This is a genomic window from Thiomonas arsenitoxydans (assembly GCF_000253115.1).
Lineage (GTDB): Bacteria > Pseudomonadota > Gammaproteobacteria > Burkholderiales > Burkholderiaceae_C > Thiomonas > Thiomonas arsenitoxydans.
On record NC_014145.1, the window covers coordinates 2,881,891 to 2,907,758 of the forward strand.

The 25,868-nt window shown below is 64.4% G+C and carries 19 protein-coding genes and 1 tRNA gene; 13 read left to right on the forward strand and 7 right to left on the reverse strand.

Annotated features, from left to right (window positions below; genetic code table 11):
• Positions 1-58: 58 nt before the first annotated feature.
• The gene (locus tag THI_RS13560) at positions 59-5,995 is read left to right on the forward strand and encodes an Hpt domain-containing protein (protein WP_231836207.1); all 5,937 of its coding nucleotides are present in this window, start codon (positions 59-61) and stop codon (positions 5,993-5,995) included.
• On the opposite strand, the gene THI_RS13565 is transcribed toward THI_RS13560, so the two are convergent.
• On the reverse strand, positions 5,989-7,482 hold the full coding sequence (locus THI_RS13565) for a cryptochrome/photolyase family protein (protein ID WP_013106824.1): 1,494 nt from the start codon (positions 7,480-7,482) through the stop codon (positions 5,989-5,991). The two genes, THI_RS13560 and THI_RS13565, sit on opposite strands and share 7 nt — an antisense overlap.
• Positions 7,483-7,565: 83 nt before the next feature.
• On the opposite strand from THI_RS13565, the gene THI_RS13570 reads away from it, so the two are divergent.
• From THI_RS13570 to THI_RS18155, 8 genes are all read left to right on the forward strand, one after another.
• Positions 7,566-8,138 (forward strand): YqgE/AlgH family protein, encoded by a 573-nt coding sequence (locus tag THI_RS13570; RefSeq protein WP_013106825.1) that lies wholly within the window; start codon positions 7,566-7,568, stop codon positions 8,136-8,138.
• Positions 8,131-8,544 carry a Holliday junction resolvase RuvX gene (gene ruvX, locus THI_RS13575; RefSeq protein WP_013106826.1) on the forward strand — a complete coding sequence of 138 codons (414 nt, stop codon included), beginning with the start codon at positions 8,131-8,133 and terminating at the stop codon, positions 8,542-8,544. The genes THI_RS13570 and ruvX overlap by 8 nt, the downstream gene beginning before the upstream one ends.
• A 2-nt stretch (positions 8,545-8,546) precedes the next feature.
• Complete coding sequence (pyrR, locus tag THI_RS13580) at positions 8,547-9,092, forward strand: bifunctional pyr operon transcriptional regulator/uracil phosphoribosyltransferase PyrR (RefSeq protein WP_013106827.1); 546 nt, start codon at positions 8,547-8,549, stop codon at positions 9,090-9,092.
• A 15-nt stretch (positions 9,093-9,107) separates the two neighbouring features.
• The gene (locus tag THI_RS13585) at positions 9,108-10,076 is read left to right on the forward strand and encodes an aspartate carbamoyltransferase catalytic subunit (protein ID WP_013106828.1); all 969 of its coding nucleotides are present in this window, start codon (positions 9,108-9,110) and stop codon (positions 10,074-10,076) included.
• Positions 10,073-11,377 (forward strand): dihydroorotase, encoded by a 1,305-nt coding sequence (locus THI_RS13590; protein ID WP_013106829.1) that lies wholly within the window; start codon positions 10,073-10,075, stop codon positions 11,375-11,377. Before THI_RS13585 ends, THI_RS13590 begins: the two co-directional genes overlap by 4 nt.
• Positions 11,374-12,216, forward strand: coding sequence for a lysophospholipid acyltransferase family protein (locus tag THI_RS13595; RefSeq protein ID WP_013106830.1), 843 nt, complete (start codon positions 11,374-11,376; stop codon positions 12,214-12,216). Before THI_RS13590 ends, THI_RS13595 begins: the two co-directional genes overlap by 4 nt.
• A gap of 30 nt (positions 12,217-12,246) precedes the next feature.
• Positions 12,247-12,321, forward strand: a tRNA-Arg gene (locus THI_RS13600).
• 28 nt (positions 12,322-12,349) lie between these two features.
• A complete protein-coding gene (locus THI_RS18155; protein WP_013106831.1) occupies positions 12,350-13,177 on the forward strand; it encodes a helix-turn-helix transcriptional regulator in 828 nt (275 codons plus the stop codon).
• 267 nt (positions 13,178-13,444) lie between these two features.
• On the opposite strand, the gene aroC is transcribed toward THI_RS18155, so the two are convergent.
• Both aroC and mpl read right to left on the reverse strand, forming a co-directional pair.
• Positions 13,445-14,539: a chorismate synthase gene (aroC, locus tag THI_RS13610; RefSeq protein WP_013106832.1), complete on the reverse strand. Its 1,095-nt coding sequence runs from the start codon at positions 14,537-14,539 to the stop codon at positions 13,445-13,447.
• Positions 14,540-14,549: 10 nt separating this feature from the next.
• Positions 14,550-16,046 carry a UDP-N-acetylmuramate:L-alanyl-gamma-D-glutamyl-meso-diaminopimelate ligase gene (mpl, locus tag THI_RS13615; protein WP_013106833.1) on the reverse strand — a complete coding sequence of 499 codons (1,497 nt, stop codon included), beginning with the start codon at positions 16,044-16,046 and terminating at the stop codon, positions 14,550-14,552.
• Positions 16,047-16,154: 108 nt separating this feature from the next.
• On the opposite strand from mpl, the gene THI_RS13620 reads away from it, so the two are divergent.
• Positions 16,155-16,832 carry a Maf family protein gene (locus THI_RS13620; protein WP_013106834.1) on the forward strand — a complete coding sequence of 226 codons (678 nt, stop codon included), beginning with the start codon at positions 16,155-16,157 and terminating at the stop codon, positions 16,830-16,832.
• Positions 16,829-18,334 (forward strand): ribonuclease G, encoded by a 1,506-nt coding sequence (rng, locus tag THI_RS13625; protein ID WP_013106835.1) that lies wholly within the window; start codon positions 16,829-16,831, stop codon positions 18,332-18,334. Before THI_RS13620 ends, rng begins: the two co-directional genes overlap by 4 nt.
• 92 nt (positions 18,335-18,426) lie before the next feature.
• Here rng and THI_RS13630 read toward each other — a convergent pair whose 3' ends face one another.
• Positions 18,427-20,118, reverse strand: coding sequence for an IS1634-like element ISThsp7 family transposase (locus tag THI_RS13630; RefSeq protein ID WP_013104896.1), 1,692 nt, complete (start codon positions 20,116-20,118; stop codon positions 18,427-18,429).
• Between the two features lie 618 nt (positions 20,119-20,736).
• On the opposite strand from THI_RS13630, the gene THI_RS18540 reads away from it, so the two are divergent.
• Positions 20,737-21,906: a porin gene (locus THI_RS18540; RefSeq protein ID WP_013106836.1), complete on the forward strand. Its 1,170-nt coding sequence runs from the start codon at positions 20,737-20,739 to the stop codon at positions 21,904-21,906.
• 40 nt (positions 21,907-21,946) lie between these two features.
• Positions 21,947-22,423 carry a DsrE family protein gene (locus THI_RS13640; RefSeq protein WP_013106837.1) on the forward strand — a complete coding sequence of 159 codons (477 nt, stop codon included), beginning with the start codon at positions 21,947-21,949 and terminating at the stop codon, positions 22,421-22,423.
• A 77-nt stretch (positions 22,424-22,500) separates the two neighbouring features.
• On the opposite strand, the gene THI_RS13645 is transcribed toward THI_RS13640, so the two are convergent.
• From THI_RS13645 to THI_RS13655, 3 genes are all read right to left on the reverse strand, one after another.
• Positions 22,501-23,043, reverse strand: coding sequence for an SCP2 sterol-binding domain-containing protein (locus tag THI_RS13645; RefSeq protein ID WP_013106838.1), 543 nt, complete (start codon positions 23,041-23,043; stop codon positions 22,501-22,503).
• A 105-nt stretch (positions 23,044-23,148) separates the two neighbouring features.
• Positions 23,149-23,637 (reverse strand): hypothetical protein, encoded by a 489-nt coding sequence (locus tag THI_RS13650; protein WP_013106839.1) that lies wholly within the window; start codon positions 23,635-23,637, stop codon positions 23,149-23,151.
• 169 nt (positions 23,638-23,806) lie between these two features.
• On the reverse strand, positions 23,807-25,822 hold the full coding sequence (locus THI_RS13655) for a PhoX family protein (RefSeq protein WP_013106840.1): 2,016 nt from the start codon (positions 25,820-25,822) through the stop codon (positions 23,807-23,809).
• Positions 25,823-25,868 lie beyond the last annotated feature (46 nt).

Sequence of the window (25,868 nt, forward strand, 5' to 3'; positions counted from 1 at the left end):
CCAACGTCCGTCCCTCGCGTTTTCCGGCATGAACACAGTCTCCGCTTCGAATCCCGCCGTGGCACCCGCCCCTGAGACGGACATGGGGCCTTTGGCCTGGCTGCTCGATCAGATCAGCGACAACCTCCAGTCCGCCCGCACCGCGCTCAAGCGCGCCGCCCAGCAGCAGGACGACGGCGTGCTCGGTTCGGTCCAGGCCGAAAAAACGGGTCTGCGCACCGCTCGCACCCAGGTGCACCAGGCCGCAGGCGCCATCGAACTGCTGGGCTTTTTTGGCGCGGCGCGCCTGATGCAAGCCGCCGAGAACGCGCTCGATCAACTCATCGACCATCCGGAAAAACTCGACAACAACGCACTGCAGCGTTTCGAGGCCGGCTTCAACGCCCTGGTCGATTTTCTCGAATCCCAGCGGGCGGGCAAAAATGAACCGGCGCTCAAGCTCTATCCGCAGTACCGCGACCTGATGGAACTGGCGCAGGCCGAGCGCATCCACCCGGCCGACCTGTGGGACTACGACTGGACCTGGCCGGACGCCCCGCCCGTTACCGACGCCGCAGGCGCCCCTGCCCCCACGCTGACGCAGGATGATCGCGCCCAGTTCGAAATGGGCTTGCTGCATGTGCTGCGCGGTCAGCAGACCGCCTCCGCCATGCAGACGCTCGACGCCGTCGCGCGTCGGGCGCAGGCCAGCAGCGCGGGGCCGACGGCCAGCCTGTGGTGGCTCGCGCGCGGCTTGTTCGAAGCCATCGGCAGCGGCCTGCTCACACCCGATCTCGACATCAAACGGCTGCTCAACCGCCTCAACCTGCAATTGCGCAGCCAGTTGCAAGGGCAAAGCCCCGCCCCCCAAAGGCTGGGTCACGACCTCACCTTCTTTTGCGCCCAGTCGCTGCACGGCAATGGCGACGTCACCGCGCAGTCCCTTCCGGTGCTGCGGGCCATTGACAACCGGCTGCACCTAGCCGCCGCGCCGTTTGCCGATTACCACCAAAGCCATTTCGGTCTGATCGACCCCGCCCTGGTGCAGCAAGTCCGCAAGCGCGTGCAAACCCTGCGCGACGCCTGGAGCGCACTGGCTGGTCACGCGCAGACGCACCTCGATCCCGCTCGCATGGCCCGCCTGGTCGATCTCACCCAGGCGCTAGAACAACCTCTGCACGCACTCACGCCGGGCAGCGAAGCGCTGCCGCAATCGCTCGCGGGCCTGTTCAAGAAAATCAGCGCGCGCAGCGACTTTCTCACCCCCGAGCGCGCGCTCGATGTCGCCACCGCCATTCTGTTTCTCGAAATCACCTTTGCCCACTTCCGTCCCGAAGAGCAGCGATTTCTGGAGCGCTCACAAATCCTCGCGCGGCGCCTCGACCAGAGCGCCAACGGCCAAACGCCAGACCCGCTGGCCGGCTGGATGGAAGACCTGTTCCGCCAGGCCTCCGAGTCACAGACCATGGGCAGCGTGGTGCAAGAACTGCGCGCCGATATGAGCACCGTCGAGAAACTGCTCGACGCCTATTTCCGCGACCCGTCGCACAAGCCCGATCTGGCGCAAGTGCCTCATCTGCTGTCGCAGATGCGCGGCGTGTTCTCGGTGCTCGGCGTCGATGTCGCCAGCCAGGCGCTGAGCTACCTGCGCACCGAAATCGACAGCCTCGTGGCCGACGATGTGCCGACCGACAGCCAGCGCTTCGACGCCCTGGCCAGCAATATCGGCGTGCTCGGTTTTTTGGTCGACATGCTGTCCTACCAACCCGAGCTGGCCAAAACCCTGTTCGTGTTCGACAACGGCAAAAAAGAGCTGCGCGCCGTCGTTCCCTCCACCCAGCGCACCGCTCCGCCCACCCTGCAGCAAGACGTCGAGCACGCGGCGCAGCAACTCAAGGACGACATCGCCCAGGGCCTGCCGCCCGAGCAGGCGCAGCAACGCCTGGCGCAGTTGCGCGCCGAGGCCGCCCTGGCCGGCGTACCCGATCTTCCGGCGCAGATGCTGAGCGTGCCCAGCGAAGGTGTGAGCGAACTGCCGAGTGAACCTCACACGCCCCAGGAGACAGACGCCGCCCCCGCTCAAGAGGCGTCCGCAACCCCGGCCGAGCCGACTGTCACGCCTGAATCCGCCCCTGAACCCGCTCAGGAGGCGACCCCGCCCGCCGAGCCCGAAGACGACGCCGAAGACGAACTGAACGACATCTTCCTGGAGGAAGCCCGGGAGGTCATCGCAAGCGGCCACGAACAACTGCAGCAACTGCACGCCAACCTCGACGACGAAGGCGCGCTCACCAGCCTGCGCCGCGCTTTTCACACCCTCAAAGGCAGCTCGCGCATGGTCGGCCTGCGCGACTATGGCGAAGCCGCCTGGGCGCTCGAACAAGTGTTCAACCGCCAAATCGCCGATCAGCACCGGGCCTCTCCGCCCTTGCTCAACCTGGCCGCGCACGCGCTCACCGAGCTTGGCGAATGGACCGCAGCGATCCAGCAAGGCCAGGCCGAGGCGTTCAGCAGCGAGCCCCTGCGCCGTGCCGCCGAGGCCTATGCAGCAGGCGAATCCGCCGAGCCCGCGTTGCCCACCCTGCACGACGCACCTAACGAACCCTCAATGGCCGCCGAACCCGCCGCCGTTGAAGCGGCGGAATCGCCCGGCGAACCAGCAGCACCCGAACCGGAGGCCCTGCACGAACCCACCGACTTCAATGCGCTGTTCGAAGGCATCGACCTCGAACTTCCCCATCACACCCTGGCGCCCGAGCCGATGCCTTCGGCCGAGATGTCCCCGGTCGAGATTGCTCAGGCCGATGTACCCGCTGTCGATCTGCCCGCTGTCGATCTGCCCCAGGTCGAAGAAGCCGACATGGCTGAATTCGAGGCGGCCGTCTCCGCGCAGCAAGCTCCCCCGGCCGACACCGCCGCCGACACCGACATCGCACCAGTGCCGCCCGAAAATAGCGACGAAGGCGAACCCGGCTACCGCCAGATCGGCGAGTTGCGCATTCCCACCCCGCTCTACAACATTTACCTGGCCGAAGCCGACGAACTCTCGCGCCATCTGTACAGCGACATTCACGACTGGCTGACCGATCCCGCCCAGGCGCTCGGCGATGCGGCCGTCATTTCGGCGCACAAGCTCGCGGGCAGTTCGGCCACCGTCGGCCTGCGCAGTGTGGCCGATCTCGCCAGCCAGACCGAGCATGCGCTCGACGCCCTGCGCGACCTGCCCGCGCACGCCGCGCGACCTGCCGATCTCGACGCCTTGGCACAGGCGGCCAGCGACATCAAACAACTGCTGCACCAGTTTGCCGCGGGCTTCCTCAAGCCCGTGCAAGCCGAGCTGCTCACCCGGCTCGAAGCCCTGCAGGAAGCTGCGCTGGCCCAGAATGCCCAGCCGAGCGCCGAGTCGGTAACCGAGTTGACCCACACGGCCGAACCGGCTGTCCAGCCTGAACAAATCGCCGCTCCAGAGCTTGCGCCCGCAACGCTCGAGCCCGCCTCGGCCGAAACTCCGCAGCCGCAGGTCAGCGCAACCCAATCTGCCGCGTCTGCCGACCAGTTGGTCGACACCATCGATCCCGACCTGTTCCCAATTTTCGAGGAAGAGGCCAACGAACTGCTGCCCGCCCTGGCCGCCAGCCTGCGCCAGTGGGAACAGCATCCGCAAGACACCGCGCCAGCCGCTCAAGCCATGCGGGCGCTGCACACGCTCAAAGGCAGTGCGCGCATGGCTGGCGCCATGCAACTCGGCGACCTGGCGCACAGCCTCGAATCCGACATCGACACCCTGACGGCCAATACGCCGGTCAGCGAGGCCGATCTGGCCGAGCTGCTGGGCCGTTTCGACCATCTCAACACCCGCTTCGACCGCCTGTGCAGCGCGGCGCAGCGCGGCGAAAGCCAGCTGGCCGACCTGCCGGTGGCCACCGTTTCCGAGGTGTTCACCCCAAGCGCCGAGCCCGACAGCGCTGCGTCGGCCCAGCCGCTGCCTGCGGTGGCCGTCAACACAGCTGCCACGCCTGCTGCGGCCGAGCCGGTCAACCGCGTCCTCGCGCCGCGTATCGCCGCACAGGCTGTGCGCGTGCGCGCCGGGCTGCTCGACCGTCTGGTCAATCAGGCGGGCGAAATCACCATTTCGCGCGCCCGGCTGGAAAACGAGTTCGGCGCCATCCGCGCTTCGGTGGGCGATCTGAGCGACAACCTCGACCGTCTGCGCCAGCAGGTGCGCGAAATCGAAATTCAGGCCGAGGCGCAGATGAGCGCGCAGGTGCAGGCCGCGCGCGACGAAAACCGCGATTTCGACCCGCTCGAATTCGACCGCTTCACCCGCGCGCAGGAACTCACCCGCATGATGGCCGAGTCGGTCAACGACATCGCCATGGTGCAGGGCACGCTCAGCCGCCTGCTGCGCGAAGTCGACGACGACATGACCCGCCAGGCGCGCCAGACCCGCGAGCTGCAGCGCGACCTGCTGCGCACCCGCATGGTCGAGTTCGACAGCCTGTCCGAGCGGCTTTACCGCACCGTGCGTCAGGCCGCCAAAGACCTCGGCAAAGCGGTGCGCCTGGAAATCATCGGCGGCGCCATTGAACTCGACCGCGGCGTGCTCGAGCGCGTTTCCAGCAGCTTCGACCACTTGCTGCGCAACGCCGTGGCGCACGGCATCGAGACTGCGGAAGAACGCAAGGCGGCGGGCAAGCCCGAAGTCGGCACCCTCACCCTGAGCCTGCGGCAAGACGGCAACGAAGTCGTCATCACCCTGGCCGACGACGGACGCGGTCTCAACTATGCCGCCATCCGCGCCAAGGCCGAACGCCTCGGCCTGCTCGCCCCAGGGCAGAACGTCTCCGAGGCAGAACTGACGCAACTGGTCTTCCGCCCGAACTTCAGCAGCGCCGAGAGCACCACCGCAGTGGCTGGCCGCGGCGTGGGGCTCGACGTGGTGCGCACCGAAGTCAACGCCCTGGGCGGTCGCGTGCTGCTCGACAACCAGCCGGGCTCCGGCGCTCGCTTCACCCTGCTGCTGCCACTGACCACCGCCATCACCCATGTGGTCTTGCTGCGCACCGGCGCTGCCGTGTATGCCGTGCCCGCCAATCTGGTGGACATCGTGCTGCGCTTCAAGCCCGAGCAGATCTCCAACGCCGCGCGCACCCTGAGCATCGAGTATGCCAACAATACCCTGCCCTTCTACTGGCTGGGCGCCCTGCTTGGGCAATCGGGCGGCAGCAGTGAGCCGTTCGGCAAAAGCGTGCCCGTGGTCGTGATTCGAAGCGCCACGCAGCGTGTGGCCATTCAGGTCGATGAAGTCGTGGGCAACCGCGAAGTGGTGGTGAAAAATCTGGGGCCGCAGCTCTCGCGCGTGCCGGGTCTGGCCGGCATTTCCGTGCTGCCCAACGGAGACGCCGCGCTGATCTACAACCCGGTGGCGCTCGCCGCGGTTTATGGCGCTGATGCCGCGGCCCGCATGCAGGCTGTGCCGCTGACGCCCGTGGCCCCGAGTGCAGACGCTGTTCCCGCCGCTGTCTCCACCTCGGTTTCGACCTCCGAGCCCAGCGAGACGCCGATCGATGCGTCCGGGCTCACTCCCGGCCTGCCCCCCACGGGCGACGCGGCGCAGGCCGCGAAGAGCGGCAATCCGCTCATCATGGTGGTGGACGACTCCATTACCGTGCGCCGCGTCACGCAGCGCTTCCTGCAGCGCAACGGTTATCTGGTGCAACTCGCCAAAGACGGCCTCGACGCCCTGGAGCAACTGCAGCAGACCAGCACCCTGCCCAATGTGATTCTGCTCGACATCGAAATGCCGCGCATGGACGGCTTCGACCTCACCCGCAACATCCGCGCCGACTCACGGCTGCAGAAGCTGCCCATCATCATGATCACCTCGCGCATTGCCGACAAGCATCGCAACTACGCCGCGCAGCTTGGGGTGAATCACTATCTCGGCAAGCCCTATTCCGAGACCGGGCTGCTCGAACTGATTCGCACCTTTACCCAGTCGGCAGTGAATCACTGAGCCTTCACCACCGCGTAGCGCTCCAGCGTTTCGGCCCGCGCCAGATCGTGTCGCACGATCGGCACGGGGTAAGTGCTGCCCAACCGCACCCCGGCCGCCTGCAGCAGCGCTGCGGGCGCCTTCCACGGCGCGTGAATGTCCTTGGACGCAAACTGCGCCAGCTCGGGCACATAGCGGCGGATGAAATCGCCGCCCGCATCGAATTTCTCGCTTTGCGCCACCGGGTTGAAAATGCGGAAGTACGGCTGCGCATCGCAGCCGCTGCTCGCCGCCCACTGCCAGCCGCCGTTGTTGGCCGCCAGATCGAAATCGTTGAGATGATCGGCAAAGTAGCGCTCGCCCCAGCGCCAGTCGATGCCCAGGTCTTTGGTCAAAAAACTCGCAACCACCATGCGCAGGCGGTTGTGCATATAGCCGGTCTGGTTGATCTGGCGCATGGCCGCGTCCACCAGCGGATAGCCGGTGCGGCCCTCGCACCAGGCGGCGAACTGCGCCGGGTCGTTGCGCCACTGAATGCGGTCGTAAACCGGCTTGAAAGCCGCATTCACCACATGCGGATGGTGGAACAGAATCTGAAAATAAAAGTCGCGCCACACCAGCTCGGACAGCCAGACCCGGGCCCCCTCGCTGCCCGCCTGCTGCCGCGCCCAGGCCATCGCAACCAGCTCGCGCACCGAGACCGTGCCGAAGCGCAGGTGCACCGAGAGATAGCTCGGCCCCTTGCGCGCCGGGTAGTCGCGCGCCTGGTCGTAGTCATCGATGCGACGGCTGAAGTCGTCCACCAGCGCCGCCGCGCCAGACGCGCCCAGCGGCAGTTTCAGCGCGTGCAAATTCGACGGCGCAAAACCCAGCTCGGACAAGGTGGGCAACGGTTGCCGCAACGCCGCTGGCAGCGCGGCCAGCCGGGCGGAGGTCACCGCGCTATCGACGGGCTGCTGCGGCTGTGCGGCGTACCGCGCCAGCCAGGCGGTGCGGTAGGGCGTAAAGACCGAGTACGGTTTGCCCTGGGCCGTCAACACCTCGTCGCGCTCGAAAATCATGTGCTCTTTGACGGTGCGCAGCGCCCGCCCGTCTTGCCGCAAGGCGCGCTCGACGGCCGCATCGCGCGCGAGGGCTTCGGGCTCATCGTCGCGTCCGCAGAACACCGTCTGCGCGCCCAACTCGGCAGCCAGCGCGGGGATCGCCTCGCGCGCGCTGGCGTGGCGCACGATCAGCGCGGCGCCGTGTTCGCGCAAAGCGGCGTCGATCTCCGCCACCGCCGCCAGGATGAACTCCACCCGCCGATCCGCCTGCAGCCCGCGCTGCAGCAGCGGATCGAGAATGTCTCGGTCGAACACAAACGCCAGCGCCACCTTGTCGCAGGCGCGCAGGGCGGCGTGCAGCGCCGCGTTGTCGTGCAGGCGCAAATCGCGCCGCAGCCAGACCAGACCGAGCGGCAGTTTTTCCACGGCAGAGCTGGCGGAACGGTCGGCAATGGAAGTCGGCATGTGCAGAGGGTTCGGGAAAAAATGGAGATTAACCATAACCCAGCAGCGCAAAATCTGCGGCCCGGCGCGATAAACTCCACCTCATGAACCCTCGCCCCGACGCCTCCAATCTGAGCAACCAGTTTTTGATCGCCATGCCGGGCATGGCCGACGAGAACTTTGCCGGCACCGTGGTGTACGTCTGCGAGCACTCGGCGCGCGGCGCGCTCGGCTTGATCATCAACCGCCCGTCGGACATTACCGTCAAGGAATTGTTCGAACGCGTTGGCCTCGACCACGCGGGACTGTACGCCTCGCAGCCTGTGCTGCAGGGCGGCCCGGTGCAGACCGAGCGCGGCTTCGTACTGCACGAAACCACCGATACGGCCTATGCCTCCAGCCTCGACATTCCCGGTGGCCTGCAAATGACCACCTCCAAGGACGTGCTCGAACACATGGCCGCGGGCGACGGGCCGACGCGCAGCCTCATCACCCTGGGCTACTCTGGCTGGAGCGCCGGGCAGCTCGAAGAAGAACTCGGCCAGAACGGCTGGCTCACCGTCGAGGCCGACCCCATCGTGTTGTTCGACACCCCGGTGGAGGCCCGCTTCAACGCGGCCATGGCGCTGCTGGGCTTCAACCCGGCCATGTTGTCGCAAACCGCAGGACATGCCTGAGGCCATGCAGCCCGTCGCGGGCCGTGAGATCACGGTTCTGGGTTTCGACTGGGGCGCCAAGCGCATCGGCACGGCGGTAGGCAACAGCCTCACCCGCAGCGCCACGGCGCTGCGCACCCTGCGCGCCGATCGCAACGACCTCAAGTTCGACGCCATCGCCGCGCTCATTCGTGAGTGGCAGCCGCAGCAGCTCGTGGTCGGTCTGCCCTTGCACCCCGACGGCGCCGCGCACGACAATACCGCCCACGCCCAGCGCTTCGCCCGCCAGCTTGAAGGCCGCTTCAGGCTGCCGGTGGCGCTGGTCGATGAACGCTACACCTCGGTCGCCGCCGAAGACGACGGCGCCAAAGATGTGGACAGCGCCGCCGCCCAGCTCATCGTCGAACAATACCTGCAGCAACGCTGACCATGCCTTCCTCTCCTGCTTCCCCAATCGCCGCCCCTCCAGACGCCGAGGCGCTCTACGCCCAATTGCTCGCGCAAGTTCGCAGCACTGTCGCGGCGCAGGCCGAGCCGCCCTTGCTCATCGGCATCTATTCCGGCGGCGCCTGGCTGGCGCAGCGGCTGCACGCCGACCTGCAACTGGCGCAGCCCTACGGCGTGGTGTCTTCGACCTTTCACCGCGACGACTTCGCCACCCGCGGTCTGCACCCCAGCGCCAATCGCACCGCGCTGCCCGTGCCCATCGCCGATCAGGCCGTGCTGCTCATCGACGACGTGCTGCACACCGGTCGCACCATCCGCGCAGCGATGAACGAGCTGTTCGACTTCGGCCGTCCGGCGCGCATCGATCTGGCGGTGCTGGTCGATCGCGGCGGCCGCGAGCTGCCCATCTGCCCGCAAATCACTGCCAGCACCCTCCTCGATCTGCCCGACGAGGTCTCGCTGGCGCTGCTGCGCGATGAAGACGTGTCGGAGGGCATCCGCTTTCGTTTCGATCTGGTGAGCAAATAAACCGAGTTGGTGAACATGACCCGCGCCCACAACCCCCAACTCAACAAAAACGGCGAGCTGCGCCACCTGCTCACCCCCGAAGGCCTGCCGCGCGACGTGCTCACGCACATCCTCGACACCGCGCAGGGCTTTGTCAGCTTCGGCAGCCGCGAAGTGAAAAAAGTGCCGCTGCTACGCGGCAAGAGCGTGTTCAACCTGTTTTTCGAGAACAGCACCCGCACCCGCACCACCTTCGAGATCGCGGCGCAACGCCTGTCGGCCGACGTGTTCAATCTCGACATCCAGCGCTCCAGCACGAGCAAGGGCGAGAGCCTGCTCGACACCATCGCCAACCTCGAAGCGATGGATGCCGATGTATTTGTCGTGCGCCACTCCGACAGCGGCGCGCCCTTTCTCATCGCCCAGCACACGCCCCCGCATGTGCACATCGTCAACGCCGGCGATGGCCGCCATGCCCACCCCACCCAGGGTCTGCTGGACATGTACACCATCCGTCATTTCAAGGGCGACTTCAGCAACCTCACCGTGGCCATCGTCGGCGACATCGTGCATTCGCGCGTGGCACGCTCGGCCATTCACGCGCTCACCACGCTGGGCGCTGCCGAGGTGCGCGCCGTCGGCCCCAAGACCCTGGCGCCCGACAATCTGCGCGACATGGGCGTGCGCGTCTGCCACGACATGGCCGAGGGTATTCGCAGCGCCGACGTCATCATGATGCTGCGACTGCAAAACGAGCGCATGTCGGGTGCGCTGCTGCCGTCCGCGCATGAATTCAACATGACCTACGGCCTCACGCCCGGGCGCCTGGCACTGGCCAAGCCCGATGTCATCGTGATGCATCCCGGCCCCATCAATCGCGGCGTCGAGATCGACAGCAGCGTGGCTGATGGGCCGCGCAGCGTCATCCTCGACCAAGTGCGCTTCGGCATCGCCGTGCGCATGGCCGTGCTGTCCATCGTCGCCTCCACCGAAAGCCCCGCATGAGCACCACGCAACTTCTGATCCGCGGCGGCCGCCTCATCGACCCGCTGCGCGGGCTCGATACCGAGGGCGATATCGCCATCTCCGGCGAGCGCATCGTCGCCGTGGGCAAAGCGCCCGAAGGCTTCACCCCCGACCAGACGCTCGACGCGCGCGGCCTGCTCGTCCTGCCCGGTCTCATCGACCTGTGCGCCCGCCTGGGCGAGCCCGGCTATGAGCACGAGGGCATGCTGGAAACCGAACTGCGCGCGGCGCTAGCCGGCGGCGTCACCCGCGTGGTGTGCTCGCCCGACACCGACCCCGTGCTCGACGAACCCAGCCTGGTGGAAATGCTGCGCTGGCGCGCCCGGCGCATCAAAAGCGCCCGCGTCTATCCGCTGGGCGCGCTCACCAAAGGCCTCAAAGGCGAGAGCTTGAGCGAAATGGCCGAGCTCACCCGGGCGAGCTGCATCGGCTTCTCCCAAGCCGACACGCCGATGACCGACACCAAGGTGCTCTACAGCGCCATGCAATACGCCAGCACCTTCGGCTACAAGGTCTGGCTGCGTGCGCAAGACGCCTCGCTCAGCCGAGGCGGCATCGCCGCCAGCGGCGCCTATGCGCAGCGCCTGGGCCTGAGCGGCGTGCCCGCCATGGCCGAAACCGTGGCGCTTTACACCTTGTTCGAGCTGATGCGCGCCACCGGCTGCGCGGTGCATGTGAGCAAGCTCTCCAGCGCCGCAGGCGTTGCGCTGGTCCGCCAGGCCAAGGCCGAAGGGCTGCCGCTGACCTGCGACGTGTCGATCAACAATCTCATGCTCACCGACTTGGACATCGGCTACTTCGACGCCCGCGCCCGGCTCGACCCGCCGCTGCGCCAGAGCCGTGACCGCGACGCCCTGCGCGCCGCCTTGGCCGATGGCACCATCGACGCGCTGTGCTCCGACCACACCCCCATCAGCGCCGACGACAAGACCCAGACCTTCGCCGACGCCGCGCCCGGCGCCACCGGGCTGGAGCTGCTGCTGTCCACCGCGCTGCAATTCGCCGCCGACAGCGGCCTGCCGCTGGTGCAGGCGCTGGGCTGTGTGGGCCACCGCGCCGCGCAGGCCGCCGGTCTGCCCCCAGCCACGCTGGAAGCCGGCGCTGCGGCCGAGCTCATCCTCGTCGATCCGCAGGCCCGCTGGCGCGCCCTACCTGACGCCCTGCAAAGCCAGAGCCGCCACACCCCTCTGGCCGAGCAGGAACTGCCTGGCCGCACCCGGCACGCCGTGATCGACGGCCGCGTGGTGTGGAGCGCGCAGCCCGTCGCCACTCCTGCATGAACCCGGCGCCGCAGCCCGCCGAAAACCCCCCGGCGCTGCTCTGCGAGCCGCCCGCCCAAACCCCCGCGCCGGTGCTGCGCCGCGTCGGCGCGCCGGTGCGTTTCGCCACCCGGCTGACCCGGCTCAGCGCCCACGCCCTGCGCGGCCAGCGCATCGTGCGTCAACTGTTTCCCCAGCTCGACGCGGCTGGAAAACAGCAACAGATCCGCGACTGGTCGGCCGAGCTGCTGCGGCTTAGCGGCATTGCGCTACAGGTCAACGGCGCGCCGCAGCAAACCCCGTCTTTAGTTGCCGCCAACCATGTGTCGTGGATCGACATCTTCGCCATCAACGCCGTGCAGCCCGTGCGCTTCGTCTCCAAATCCGAGACGGCGCAATGGCCTCTCATCGGCCCCTTGGTGCGCGGCGTGGGCTCGCTGTTCATCGAGCGCGAGCGCGCGCAAGACGTGGTGCGCGTTATCCACCAAATGGCGCAATGCCTGCAAGATGGTGACCATGTCGGCGTGTTCCCCGAAGGCACCACCAGCTACGGCCACGATCTGCTGCCGTTTCATGCCAATCTGTTCCAGGCCGCCTGCTCATCAGACTGCGCCGCCGCGGTGCAGCCCGTGCTGCTGTTCTACGCCGACCAGCGCAGCGGCCGCTTCAGCCGCGCCGCCTCGTATGTGGGCGATGAAACCATGGTCGGCAGCCTGTGGCGCATGAGCGCCGCCGCCCCCCTGCGCGTGGAAGTCAACTACCTGCCCCCGCTGCGCGCGCCCACCCGCCGCGCCCTGGCCCAGCAGACCCGCGAGGCCATCGCCGAACACCTCCACCAGCGCTTGCGCGACAGCCGCTGAACCCTGCGCGCCTACAATTCGGGCGCACACCTCGCCGTAGTTCAATGGATAGAACAGCTGCCTCCTAAGCGGCAAATACAGGTTCGATTCCTGTCGGCGGGACCAATTTGGCTGCCCATAAAAAGAAGAACCAATGCATACCCCGCTCGACGACGACGTGTATCGTCTATGGGACGACTTGGCCGACCACGGCACGCAGGATATGCAGGCAGCGTTGGCACTCTGTCTGAGAGCCCTGTGCGATTGGACTGTCTCACAAAACGGGTACTGGATGGGCCTTGTGCGCCTTCCCCACAAGGCCCAGCGCCCTGATTTGCTCAAGGGGTGGCGAATTGGCGCATCTGTGGAAATGCTGCGCACCGAATTCACAACCCCAGAGCGTATCCAGCACGGCACGCCGATCATGCAGACGCCAACTGCCGACGCAGCCGCGCAAATGATTGTCGCCACCTCTGGAACGTTTCGCAGCTTCAGCATGTGCACCGGGATGTTCGACCCGACGGCGCATGAGCAGACCCAGCACTACTCCCTTTTCGATCACCAGCCCAACATTTCCACCCGGACGTGGATCGTCTCGCCAGTCAATGCCCACGCTGAGTCGGCATTCATGTTCGACACCTGTATCAACGGAAAAATTTTTGACGCAGCCCTCATGCAGCAGGCAGTAGAGGCGCTGCGCGGCATCAAGTGGTTCCATCGGCAGTTGCTCTGCGGGCATGGTCTGGGCTTGTGCGCCGAACCCCTTTCTCCTGCCGAACAGCGGCTGGTTCCGGAGTTGCTCAATGGCGACCGAGAGAAGGTCATCGCCAACCACCTTGGCCTGACCGAAGCGACACTGCACCAATATGCGACGAGCATCTATCGCAAGTTCGGCGTGCATGGACGTACCGAATTCATGTCACTCTGGCTACGAGGAGCCGCTTTGACCCCGCATTCGCGGCGGATCACTACTGATCAGTAGGTGTTTTTATACGCGCACGCGGCCTAAGGTGAAAACCAATGGAACAGCAATTGGCTGTTCCAGAGGGTCCCAGAAATCTAATCACCTAAGGAGAACGTCATGTCCAGACTACTTTTGTTCGCCGCTATTTTTGCCGTGCCACTTTTGCTCAGCGCATGCGGCACGCCACTACTCATGTGATGCCAGCTCACGCACCTGGGAGTCCATTGATCAAGTGGTCATCCCAGGGCGAGCAAAGCCGGGATCAGATCAGCAGCTTGGTCATCTTCAGGTGCCCGCAATAGGCGGCACGTCGAATTGCACGTCGCCGCATTGCGCGCGGTGGCGCAGGGCGTGGTCGATGAGGATGATGGCCACCAGCGCTTCGGCGATGGGCGCGGCGCGGATGCCCACGCAGGGATCGTGCCGTCCATGCGTTTCCACCGTGGTGGGCGCGTTGTGCAGGTCCACGGACTGCCGCGGCAGGCGGATGCTCGATGTGGGTTTGATGGCGATGGAGGCCACCACGTCCTGCCCGGTGCTGATGCCGCCGAGCACGCCGCCGGCGTTGTTCGAGGTGAAGCCCTGCGGGGTGAGTTCGTCGCCATGCTGCGTGCCTTTTTGCGCCACGCTGGCAAAGCCTGCGCCGATCTCCACACCTTTCACCGCGTTCAGGCCCATGAGCGCGTGGGCGATGTCGGCGTCGAGCTTGTCGTAGAGCGGCTCGCCCCAGCCTGCGGGCACGCCGCTGGCGGCAACCATGATGCGCGCGCCGACCGAGTCGCCCGATTTGCGCAGCGCGTCCATATACGCCTCCAGCTCGGGCACGATGTCGGCGTTGGGCGCGAAAAACGGGTTCTGATGCACCGCGTCCCAGGTCTGGAAGGGGATGGGCACTTCGCCGAGCTGGGTCATGCAGGCGCGAACCGTCACGCCGTACTGCGCGGCGAGCCACTTCTTGGCCACCGCACCGGCGGCGACGATGGGCGCGGTCAGCCGGGCCGACGAGCGACCGCCGCCGCGCGGATCGCGCAGGCCGTATTTGCGCCAGTAGGTGTAGTCGGCATGGCCGGGGCGGAAGGTGTTCAGGATGTTGCCGTAGTCCTTGCTGCGCTGGTCGGTGTTGCGGATGAGCAGGGCGATGGGCGTGCCGGTGGTCTTGCCCTCGAACACGCCGGAGAGGATTTCCACCTGATCGGCTTCCTGCCGCTGCGTCACATGGCGACTGGTGCCGGGGCGGCGGCGGTCGAGATCGGGCTGGATGTCGGCCTCGCTCAACGCCATGCCCGGCGGACAGCCGTCGATCACGCAACCGATGGCCGGGCCATGGGATTCGCCGAAGGTGGTGACTGCAAACAGCAGGCCGAGGGTGTTGCCGGACATGGGTGGACTTTCAGGGTTGAGGGGGAAGGTCGCGCGCTTGCAAGGCTTGGAGCAGCTTGTCGTGCACCCCGCCAAAGCCGCCGTTGCTCATCACCAGCACGCGGTCGCCGGGGCGGGCGACAGCGGCCACCGCGGCCACCAGCGCGCCGAGATCGTCGAACGCCTGCGCCTTGTCGCCCAGCGGCTGCAGCGCTTTGGCGAGATTCCAGCCCAAGCCACCGGCGTAGCCAAAGCTCAGGTCGGCGCCCGACAGGGCGCCAGGCAGCAGCGCCTTCATCGCGCCGAGTTTCATGGTGTTGGAACGCGGCTCGAACACCGCCAGAATGCGGCCTAAAGCGGCATGGGAATCGGCCAGCATTTGATGCCGCAGCCCGGCGATCGTGGTGGCGATGGCCGTGGGGTGGTGAGCGAAGTCGTCGATGACCTGCACGCCGCCCGCGGTGCCGCGCAGTTCCATCCGGCGCTTCACGCCCTGAAAGCTGCACAGCGCGGCGCAGGCTTCGTCGGCAAACACCCCGGCGTGCTGGGCCGCGGCAATGGCGGCCAGGGCGTTGCTGCGGTTGTGCGCGCCGGTTTGGCTCCAGCGCACTTCGCCCACGCGTTTGCCGCGCAGCCGCACCTCGAACTGCTGCTCGCCGCCTTGCGCGCTCCAGCCGTTCTCATCGTCGTCGAAGCGCACCACTTCGCTCCAGCAGCCGCGCGCGAGCACGCGCTGCAAGGCGTCCGAGCGGACGTTGACCACGAGCTGCCCGCTGCGCGGCACGGTGCGCACCAGATAGTGGAACTGGGTTTCGATGGCGGCGAGATCGGGGAAGATGTCGGCGTGGTCGAACTCCAGGTTGTTGAGCACGGCGGTACGCGGGCGGTAATGCACGAACTTGGAGCGTTTGTCGAAAAAGGCGGTGTCGTATTCGTCGGCTTCGATGACAAAAAAGCCTCCCCCTCCCAGCCTCCCCCACGCTGTGGAGGAGGGGCTTTCCCCCTCCCCGCGCGCGGAAGAAGCGAGATCGCTGCCTCCCTGCTCGCGGGGAGGGTTGGGGTGGGGAGTCTTGTCGCCCCCCAAACGCGCCGAGGCCCCAAAGTCCAGCGGCACGCCGCCGATGAGAAAACCGGGATTCAGCCCAGCAACGTCGAGAATGTGCGCCAGCATCGAGGTGGTGGTGGTCTTGCCGTGCGTGCCCGCGACCGCCAGTGTCCAGCGGCCCTGCAGCACATGCTCGGCCAGCCACTGCGGCCCGCTGATGTAAGGCTGCCCGGCATCGAGGATCGCCTCCATCAAGGCATTGCCGCGCGACACCACATTGCCGATGACCCACAGATCGGGCCTGAGCGCAAGTTGGTCGGCGCCGTAGCCCTCGACCAGTTCGATGCCCAACTGCTGCAACTGCCTGCTCATGGGCGGATAGACCTGCGCGTCGCAGCCGGTCACGCGGTGCCCGGACTCCTTCGCCAGCGCCGCCAGGCCGCCCATGAAGGTACCGCAAATTCCAAGAATATGAATATGCATGGCGGCAGATTCTAGGAGCCGCCGTCCGCACCGCCGCAAACCCGCATAAACCGGTTTTCACAGGCGTTTACACGGACAATAAGCGCTCCGTCGTTTTCCGCTCCCCGCATGCAGCCCAACCCGAACCGCACGTCTGCCATCACCGTCTATCTGGCCTCCGCCAGCCCGCGGCGACAGGAGTTGCTGCGGCAGATCGGCGTGCCCTTCGCGCTGCTGGCGCCGCTGCCCGACGAAAACAGCGAAGCGCTGGAAGCCGCGCTGCCCGGCGAGCCCCCGGCCGACTATGTGCAGCGCGTCACCCGTCTCAAGCTGGAGGCGGCGCGCGAGCGTCTGGCCCGTTGCCGCCCCGAGGTCTCGCCCGAGGCCGCCGTGCTGCTGTGCGCCGACACCACCGTGGCGCTGGACGGCGTGATTTACGGCAAGCCGGAAAGCACTGACGACGCGGCGCGCATTCTTCGCACCCTCTCCGGCAAAACGCACCAGGTGCTCACCGCGGTCTGCGTGCAGCGCGGCGCGGCGCGGCATGCGGCACTGCAAACCTCGCAGGTGCGCTTCGCCGCCTTGAGCGAGCAGGACATCGCCGACTACATCGTCAGCGGCGAGCCTTTTGGCAAGGCCGGCGCCTATGCCCTGCAGGGGCGCGGCGCGGCCTTCGTCGAGCACCTCAGCGGCAGCGCCAGTGGCATCATCGGCCTGCCGCTGTTTGAAACGCTGCAGCTGCTGCGCGCAGCCGGTTGGTCTGCCCACCCGCACAGCCCCACACAACAAGAGACAACGCGCCCATGAATCCGACGCCCGAAGACATTCTCATCAACATCACCCCGCAGGAAACCCGGGTCGCCTTGGTGGCCCACGCCGCGGTGCAGGAACTGCACATCGAACGCAGCCTGGAACGCGGGCTGGTGGGCAATATCTATCTGGGCAAAGTGGCGCGGGTGCTGCCCGGCATGCAGTCCGCCTTCATCGATATCGGCCTGGAGCGCACGGCCTTTTTGCATGTGGCCGACCTATGGCAGCGCCAGGCCATTCCCGTGCCCACCGAGGCCGCCAGCGAAGCGGCGACAGCACCGCCCCTTCAGCCCATCGAAAAGCTGATCTACGAAGGCCAGACGCTGATGGTGCAGGTGCTCAAAGACCCGATCAACACCAAGGGCGCGCGCCTGACCACGCAGATCAGCCTGGCCGGACGCATGCTGGTGCATCTGCCGCAAGACAACCACATCGGCATTTCGCAAAAAATCGACGGCGCAGAGCTGCGCACCGCGTTGCGCGAACGCATGACCGCCCTGCTGGCGACGGATGCCGGCGATGCGCAAGGCTTCATCGTGCGCACCAATGCCGAAGACGCCAGCGACGCGGAGCTGGCCGAAGACATCGCCTACCTGCGCAAGACCTGGGCCGCCATTCAGCAGCGCGCCCACGTCACCAGCCCCAGCGCCCTGATCTACCAGGAACTCAGCCTGGCGCAGCGGGTGCTACGCGATCTGGTGAGCGACGCCACCCGCAGCGTGCAGATCGACTCGCGCGAAAACTTCGAGCTGCTTCAGAGCTTCGCCGCCGAATACATGCCCCGGGTCAGCGGCCGCCTGCAGCTCTACCGCGGCGAGCGCCCGCTGTTCGAGACGGCGAACGTGGACGAGGAAATCGAGCGCGCGCTGGGGCGGCGAGTCGACCTCAAATCCGGCGGCTACCTCATCATCGACCAGACCGAGGCGATGACCACCATCGACGTCAACACCGGCGGTTTCGTCGGCGCGCGCAACTTCGACGACACCATCTACCGCACCAATCTGGAGGCCACGCAAGCCATCGCCCGCCAACTGCGGCTGCGCAATCTGGGCGGCATCATCATCATCGACTTCATCGACATGCACAACGCCCAGCACCGCGCCGCCGTGCTCGACGAACTGCGTAAATCGCTGGCGCGCGACAAGGTGAAGGTCACCGTCAGCGGCTTCTCGCAACTCGGCCTGGTGGAACTCACCCGCAAACGCACCCGCGACTCGCTGGCGCACATGCTGCTGGAGCCCTGCCCCACCTGCGGCGGGCTGGGTCAAGTGAAAACCGCGCGCACCGTGTGCTATGAAATCCTGCGGGAAATTCTGCGCGAGGCCAAACAATTCAACCCGCGCGAGTTCCGCATCGTCGGCGCCGCCGACGTCATCGACCTGTTCCTCGAAGAAGAAAGCCAGCATCTGGCCTCGCTCTCCGACTTCATCGGCAAGCCCGTGTCGCTACAGGTCGAGCCCGCGTTTTCGCAGCAACAGTACGACATCGTGCTGACCTGACAGCCCCCGCCTGTTTCCCGCCAGTCCTCCCGAGTTCGACACCAACTGTCGTAAGTGCTTGATCTGTCTATGGCAGGTTGTTGAAATTGCCACTACAGCAGGGGCAGTTGGGTGTCTTGGGTGGGTTTTTTGATGTTGAGTGCGGCCAGGACATCGGCCTGGCGAGGTTGGATGGTGGAGATGCCGTGGATGGGGGCGCCGCTGTCGATGCGCACGGTGTGGCGCTGGATGCGGCGCAGGTCGGCCAGGGCGGTTTCTGGAGACAGTTCGCTGCTGGCGAGTTTGAGGCGCTGGCGCATGACGCGGTACAGGATCAGCGCGATGAAGCACAGGCTGGCGTGGGCCTTGATGCGCTCGGGCCGGCGGTGGAACACCGGGGCGATCTCGATCTCGGACTTGAGCACCTTGAAGCCACGCTCGATGTCGGCCAGCGACTTGTAGCGCCGCACCACCTCGGCCGGGCTCAGATCCTGGACATTGGTGACCAGCATCAGCTTGCCGTCCATGAGTTGCGCTCGCGCGAGTGCGGTTTCATCGATCGCATAGGTGAACAGATCGGACTGCAGGTCCACCTTGATGATGCGCGCCAGGCGGGCGTCGCTGACTTCGTGGAAGAAGCGGGCCTTGGCGCCGGAATCCGAGAGCTTGCGCCCGCGCTGGACTTTGCCTTCGTCCTGGGCGTCGAGCTTGCCGGCCAACTGATCGGCGCGTTGCTGCAAGGCATGGATGCGTGCAAGGCGCTCCTGGGTTTGCTCGGTCGCTCGCACGGGGCTGTGGACCACCACCAGGCGATGGCCTTGCCACTGCGCCTCTTCGACGATCTCCTGGTTGGCCTGGGCAGCACGCTCGCTCATGGGCTCGAGAAGATCGACAAACTCACCGTAGCGTCGCCCCGGCACCGCCAGGATGAACTCCAGCGGCCGATCTCCAGCCCCATGCAACTTGGACAACGCCTCGATGTTGTCAAGCGAAAGTAGCCCGCGGTCGGCCACCACCACCAGGCGCCTGATGTGCGGGTAGCGCGAGAGCACCTTCTTCAAGGTGGGCTCCAGGGTCGGCGCCTCGGCGGCGTTGCCGTCGAACACCTCGTGGAAGATCGGCATGCCGTCGGCTGTCTGCACCACGCCCAGCAGGAACTGCCGGGCGATCACGCCCTCCTTGGACAGGCCGAAGTGGCGTACATCACCGTCTTGCTGGCTGAGACCTTCGGCGCGGATGGTGGTCAGATCGTAAAAGACCACCGAGAGGTCTTCATCAATGAGCGGGCGCAGCAACTGGGCCACGCAGTCGTCGACGGCTTGCTGGTGGTCCATCAGGGCATCCATGCTGCGCAGCAAGTGCTGATGCGTCAGCTTGTCCACGTCGATGCCGGGCATGCTGACGGTCTGCAGCCAGCGCAGCACGCCCAGCTTGGAGTCTGGGTCGCACAGTCGGTTGAAGACCATCACACGGATCGCGTGCTCGACCGCAGTGGTGAACCGGGCGCGCCGGAAGATGGCGCCCAGGCCATGGAATCCGAGTTCGTGCCACAAGGCGTGCAGGGCCCAAACATCGCCCAACGTCAGCGCCGACTCGAAGCGCACCTGAGACGGATCACTGTCGCCCGAAGGCCGACCCTTGGCCCGCAGCAAGGCCCCCAGCAGGGCATCGAGCGGTCCGCCCTGTTCGTCCAGACGCCCGAGGGTTGCGATCGTGCGTTGCCGGGGTTGGCCATCCGCGTTGCGGAACGACTCCACCAGCCGAACGTAGCGGTGACCGCCCGAGGAGGAGATCTTGAGGAACATGCACCAAGTATAGCGCTGCGCACGCGCAGATGAACTACTTCACGGTAGTAAATTGGCACTACAAAGAAATCTGAAAACGCCCTTCTGAGCGCTTGCAAGTGATTGATTCATAGGACCCCGGCGATTGTTTGTGGCTGCGCAACGGCTTCGAACTGTCGAACTCAGGAGTCCTGAGCTGGTCGATACGGTTTGTCCAGCGCAATCAGCTTGACAGCACGACGGCAAAGCCAAGGACGCGCCAGGCCACTTGCAACAAATCCGTCTTACTGTAACAGCGGAGACTTCGCCGTCCTGCTGCGATTGGGCTGATCACGCCGTGTCAATTGGCTGCATTGCATGAATATTCTTTGCGAATTTTCTTGTAGGAATGCCGAGGAATCGTGCAACCCATTGAAATTCTTAAAATATAAGAAAATATTTATTATATTTTTTCACCATATATTTATTTTCTTATATTTAATGCCCCGAATTTGATACAAATTTAGTTCATATAAGTAACAAGAAAAATCCATTTGTTGAGAGTTGCAATCTCTATTTGAATCCGCCTTGCTGAAGTCCTTCAGTCCAGAGCCGAGCAGCACGCTATCGGGTTCAAAAATAGATCAAGGAGGAGATTGCATGAAAAGAAGCATCATGGCAGCTGTAGTCATAGGGGCATGCTGTCAAATGGCCCACGCTAAGGGGGGTGCCCAGCTCTACGGCGTCATCGACATGGGCATTGAAAGGCTGACCTATGACAACACCAGCCTGAACCGGCTCGGTTCCGGCGTGCAATCCACAGACCGGATCGGGATACGAGGACAGGAAAATTTAGGAGGGGGTTTGCAAACATTTTTTGATGTCGAAACCGGATTTTGTGGAAACGGCACCAATTCGTTTCCAGGTAGCCTCGTATACAAAGGGGATAACAGTGCCGTGGGATCGAGTGTTTGCTCGGGTGGGGGGTTCATGGGTCGCCTCAGCGTGCTGGGCTTAAAAAGCCGCTATGGCGTTTTTAAGGCCGGTCGCTTTTACAGTCTGAATTATGACAATCTCGTCAAGATCGATCCATTCATGACAGGGATGACTGGGGCTGTGAAAAACATCGACCCGGCAGGCTATAACTACGTTCGATTTTCGCAGGCTGTTGGATACCGGACTCCCGATTTTGGCGGGCTAACGGCCGCCATGCTCTACGCATTTGGTGGACAGCCCGGAAGCTTCTCAAAGGGACAGTCTTATGAACTGAACGTGGATTATGAATCCAAAAATTTTACTGCTGGAATTGATTACCTAAAAAATAACCATCCGTACAGCGCAGACAGCAAATTTAATCCTTATGTTGCACTGGCCTGGGAATTCGGTCCAGCTGCAACGCTCACCCAACAGGGCTCGTTCAATAATGAAGTCGTCCAGCTCTATGGTGGATATGATTTTTCCGTCGCCAAACTGACTGCACTTTACTCTGACGAAAAATACGGCGATGGTCTGCCCTATGCGGCAGGACATTTCGTACCGGATTTGAAAATATGGATGCTTGGCGCAACTATTCCCCTGCCGCGAGGGAAATTTCTGGCTTCAATTTCCAGGCGCAGTGACATGAACAAATCTGACACCACCGCAACGCAAGTGGCCATTGGTTATCTTTATCCGCTCTCCAAGAGGACGAACATCTATACATCGTATTCACGCATCCGCAACGATTCGGCAACAGATTTATATGTTGGCGATAACGGTTTCACCGCACAGGGAACCGTTGGCGGCGCGAGTGCCAGTGGTCTAACCATCGGCCTGCGTCATTTCTTCTGATGGCTCCAGCGCCATTACCCACTTTGTCCAAGGAAACATCATGAACATGTTCATCCGACGTGCGCTTGTTGGCGCAACGCTCACTACATTTGCATTCTTGCCCGGTCTGGCACACGCCGAGGATACGGTTCCGGCAATCGCCACGCAGTCGCACTACGGTGCGATCTTCCAGATCGACTCCGGTAGTCCAGGCGCTATCAAAAAGACCATCAACAATATAGAAAACCTGCTCCATGACCCCAGGCTCAAAGGCAAGGTCCAGGTCGAGTTGATCGCCAACGCCCAGGGATTCGCCGCCTACGTCAAGAACAATGGTTTTGAGAAAAAATTGCAAGTTCTGCAACAGCAGGGCGTGCTGTTAGCGCAATGTGCCAATACCTTGCGCGAGTTGCATGTGGATCGCAAGGATCTATATCCATTCATCACTGTGGTGCCGTCCGGTATGGGAGAAATCACCATTCGGGAAGCGCAAGGGTGGGCGTATATCCACCCCTCAGCACCGAAGCCTGGTCTATGATCGAGGCACATCAAAAAGATAGGGATGCACTGCGTCCCTGTCTTTTTGATTTCAGGCGCGTGAAACGCACCTCTTGCTTATTTCGGGCAAGTGGCCGTGCTGCCCGGCACTTTGCCGACCAGCAGCAGGAAAGAGGAGAACGGGTCCATGGCGCGCATCGCCACCATCTTCGGCCCCTGGAATTCGAGGCGGCCGAACATCATGGCTTTCATCGGGCCGTATTCGCCCTTGCCCATTTCTTCCCACTGCTTGGTGTTGGCGTGCATGAGAAAGTCGACGTCGAAGTTGGGCTTGAGGGTAGGCGCGCCGCCGGAGACGCACATGGCCTTGTCGTTTTGCAGTTGCAACTTGAGCTCAACCGCGGTGTCCTTGCCGCAATCGGTGCGGTACATCTCCACCAGCTTGTAGCCGCGGCCTTTGTCGTCGTGCATGAACTCGCCCTTGAGTCCGTTGGTCAGCTCGGGGGTGTTGTTCCAGGCGGTGCAGGCTTCGCTGGCCCATTGGGGCGACATCAGCACCGGGGTGTCGGCCCAGGCTGTGGCCGACACGCAGGACAGGGCCAGACCGGCGGCCAGACCGAAGGCTTGCAGCGAACGGCGGGGGTTGAACAGTGTTTTCATGGGGGGTTGTCTCCAAGAGGGTTTGAAACACTCGCGCAGGGGATGGTGATGGAGCCCTGCCGTGGCGCGACGACACGGCGACAGGCTGGATTTCAAGCGGGTGGGTCAGTCAGGCAACAGCTCCTGCGCGCGCTGAGCGAAGGCTTGTGCTTGTTTCTCATCGATGAACAAGCGGATGAATTTGACGCAGGCTTGCACGGCGGCAGCGCGGCCTTCCGGGGTGTCGGGATGTTGCTCGATTTTCTGCACCAGCCGCGAGGCCTGGGCGCCGAACTGTTCTTCGACGAGGGCGATGAGCAGGCCGTGGGGGGTCTGCTGCGGCGCGTCGGCGGCAAACAAGGAGACGGGCGCAACTGAGGGAAACGCGGCGGCGTTGCGCACCAGATAGCCCTCAACGAGCAAGCCGCGCAGCGCTAGAAGGCAGCGCTCGGGGTCGGCACCCGCTTTGAGCAACTCAGCCACCGGCCGATGGCCATCGGCCATGATGAGCAGATTGCGCTGCCCAGGCAGGAGATGGTGGGCACGGGTGACGAGTTCTTCACGACCCTTGGGCGTTTTTTCCAGTATCCAGTCGAGCGGCAATTCAGCAGACATCTCCTTCGGGCGCGGCTTGGGCGCCGCACCGGTCTCCTTGGTTTTGATCGCGCAACACGCTGCGCCACAGTCCAGGGAGTATGCCGATTTGGCGCCCGATTGACACCGGGATGAACCCGCAGAAAAAGGCCCGCACGCGGCGGGCCTAGATGAAACGTCTGCGGGATGCTCAGACTTTGGTGGTCTGCGGTAAGCCGGTGATGTAGCCCACGGCAGCGCCATAGCCGTTTTCGTAGTTCTTGTCGATCAGCGGCTCCAGAGTCTGGTACACCTTGGCGTGCAGGCCGGTGGTATTGGTCACGCCGTTGGCGGTGACGGTCTTGATCTCCCAGTCGCCGGGGTGCTGGAAGTTGCTCATCACATACATCCAGCCGTTCACGTTATCGACGCCCTGCAAGCCAGTGCTCTCGGCACCCGCCGGGGTGGAGAGGATGCGGCTGAGTTGCTTGGTATCGACGTTGTACGCCCAGAGAAAGTTGTTGACATGCATGCCGCTGTCTTCGCCGATGAACAGGGTGCGCAGCTTTTCCGAGAACTTGATGTTGTCGGGGTTGGCGATCTTGTTCGGATTGGCGAGATTGCCCAAGGCATCGGGCGTGGCCAGGTCTTCGCCCACCAGCGCGGCAGGCGCAGCCATGTCCACCGGCACCCACTCGCTGTTCATCGCGGCGCCGCTGGTGTCCACTTGCCCGGCCTTGAGGTTGAGGGCGTACACCGCACCGGCCTTCGGCCCGGCGACTTTGAAGCCGGGGATCGAGCCATCGACCATCGACGACTGGATATAGGACATGGCGGAGTAGGCGATCTTGTCTTTGGCGTTGACGGTCGTGCCTTCCATTTTGGTGAAGGCCATGGTGCCGCCCATGAGCCCGGCGTAGCGGTGGGTTTCGAGGAAGGCTGCCGCCTTTTCCTGCCCCGGAACGAGCTTGATCCAGTTTTTCTTGCCGCCCAGCCAGACCTGGGTGTAGGTGGGATCGACCGGGTCGGTGGTTTTGACGTCCATGATGCTGGGCGTGCCGCCGTTTTGCGCCGCGGCCTGCGCCAGCGCCAGCACTTCCGCGCTGGTGGCATGGCCGAGGTTCACCCATTTCAGCGTGAAGGTGCCGGTGCCCACACCCGGAGCGCTGGTCTGCGTTGCTTGAGCAACGTATAGCGTGCCAGCCGACAGGTCGGCGGCTTTATCGGCGATGAACAGGAACAGGCCGCCGTTGGTGGCGTCGTCGCCCATCAGCGCGGTGCGCTGGTCGGGCATGACCTGGATGAGTTCATGCGAAATGCGGCCCATGCAGTAATGTTTTTTCACCGTGCCGGTGCCGTCGGCGTTGACGGTAACTTCGGGCAGATGGCCGTAAAGATAAGGATTGGCCTTGACCGGATCGCTCACCGCGGCGGCGTCGCCGTACAGATTGGTGATGAAGGCCTGGAACTGGGTGTTCTTGGCGATGGAGGCGGCGTCGGGCTCGTATTCTTCGCTGGACAGATGGGTGCCCCAGGGCGACAAGCTGGCGCCGCAGGTGATCCACAGGCCATTGGCCGGTGCGGTGGGCACGTTGTAATACTTCACCAGACTGAGCTTGCCGGTGGCCGGATCTTGGTCGAGGGTGAGCACGGCGATGGGCGAAGGCAGTTTGCCGTAGGCCGAGACACCCGCCTGATCCAGGCTGGTGTATTCGAACTGCACCACGGCGAACACGGTATTGCCCTTCACACCGGCAACCTTGGCGCCCGGCACGCTGAGCAGCGTAGTGCCGTCGGGGGCGTCAGAGAAGAACTGGCGTGCCGACGCCGGCACGGAGTTATCCATGATGGGCTTGCCGTTGATGTCGAAGTAGCTACCGGCGATCAGTGTGCCGCCGTTGCCGTTGGGCACTTGCTGGCCAGTGATGAAAAACGGTTGATAACCAAGTTGGTAAGTCTGGCTGCTGCCGTCGCTGTAGGCCACTTTGAGCGCTGAAGCGACGTTGGTGGTCGCCATGCTCGCCGGGTCGGCGATGCCGGGCGCGGCCATCGCGGTGAAGGCTGCGGCCGTGGGGGTGGCGGTGGCCGCAGTGGCCGCCGTCGAGCCGCCACCGCAGGCGGCGAGCAGGGCGGAACCGCCCAGGCCGACGCCCAGCGGCAGCAAAGGCGCGCCACCGAACAGCTTCAGGGCCTGGCGTCGTGAAGGATTGGCTGGGGATTGGGACATCTTGAACTCCATCAGGGAAGAGCCGACAACAATAGCGTTACGGCTG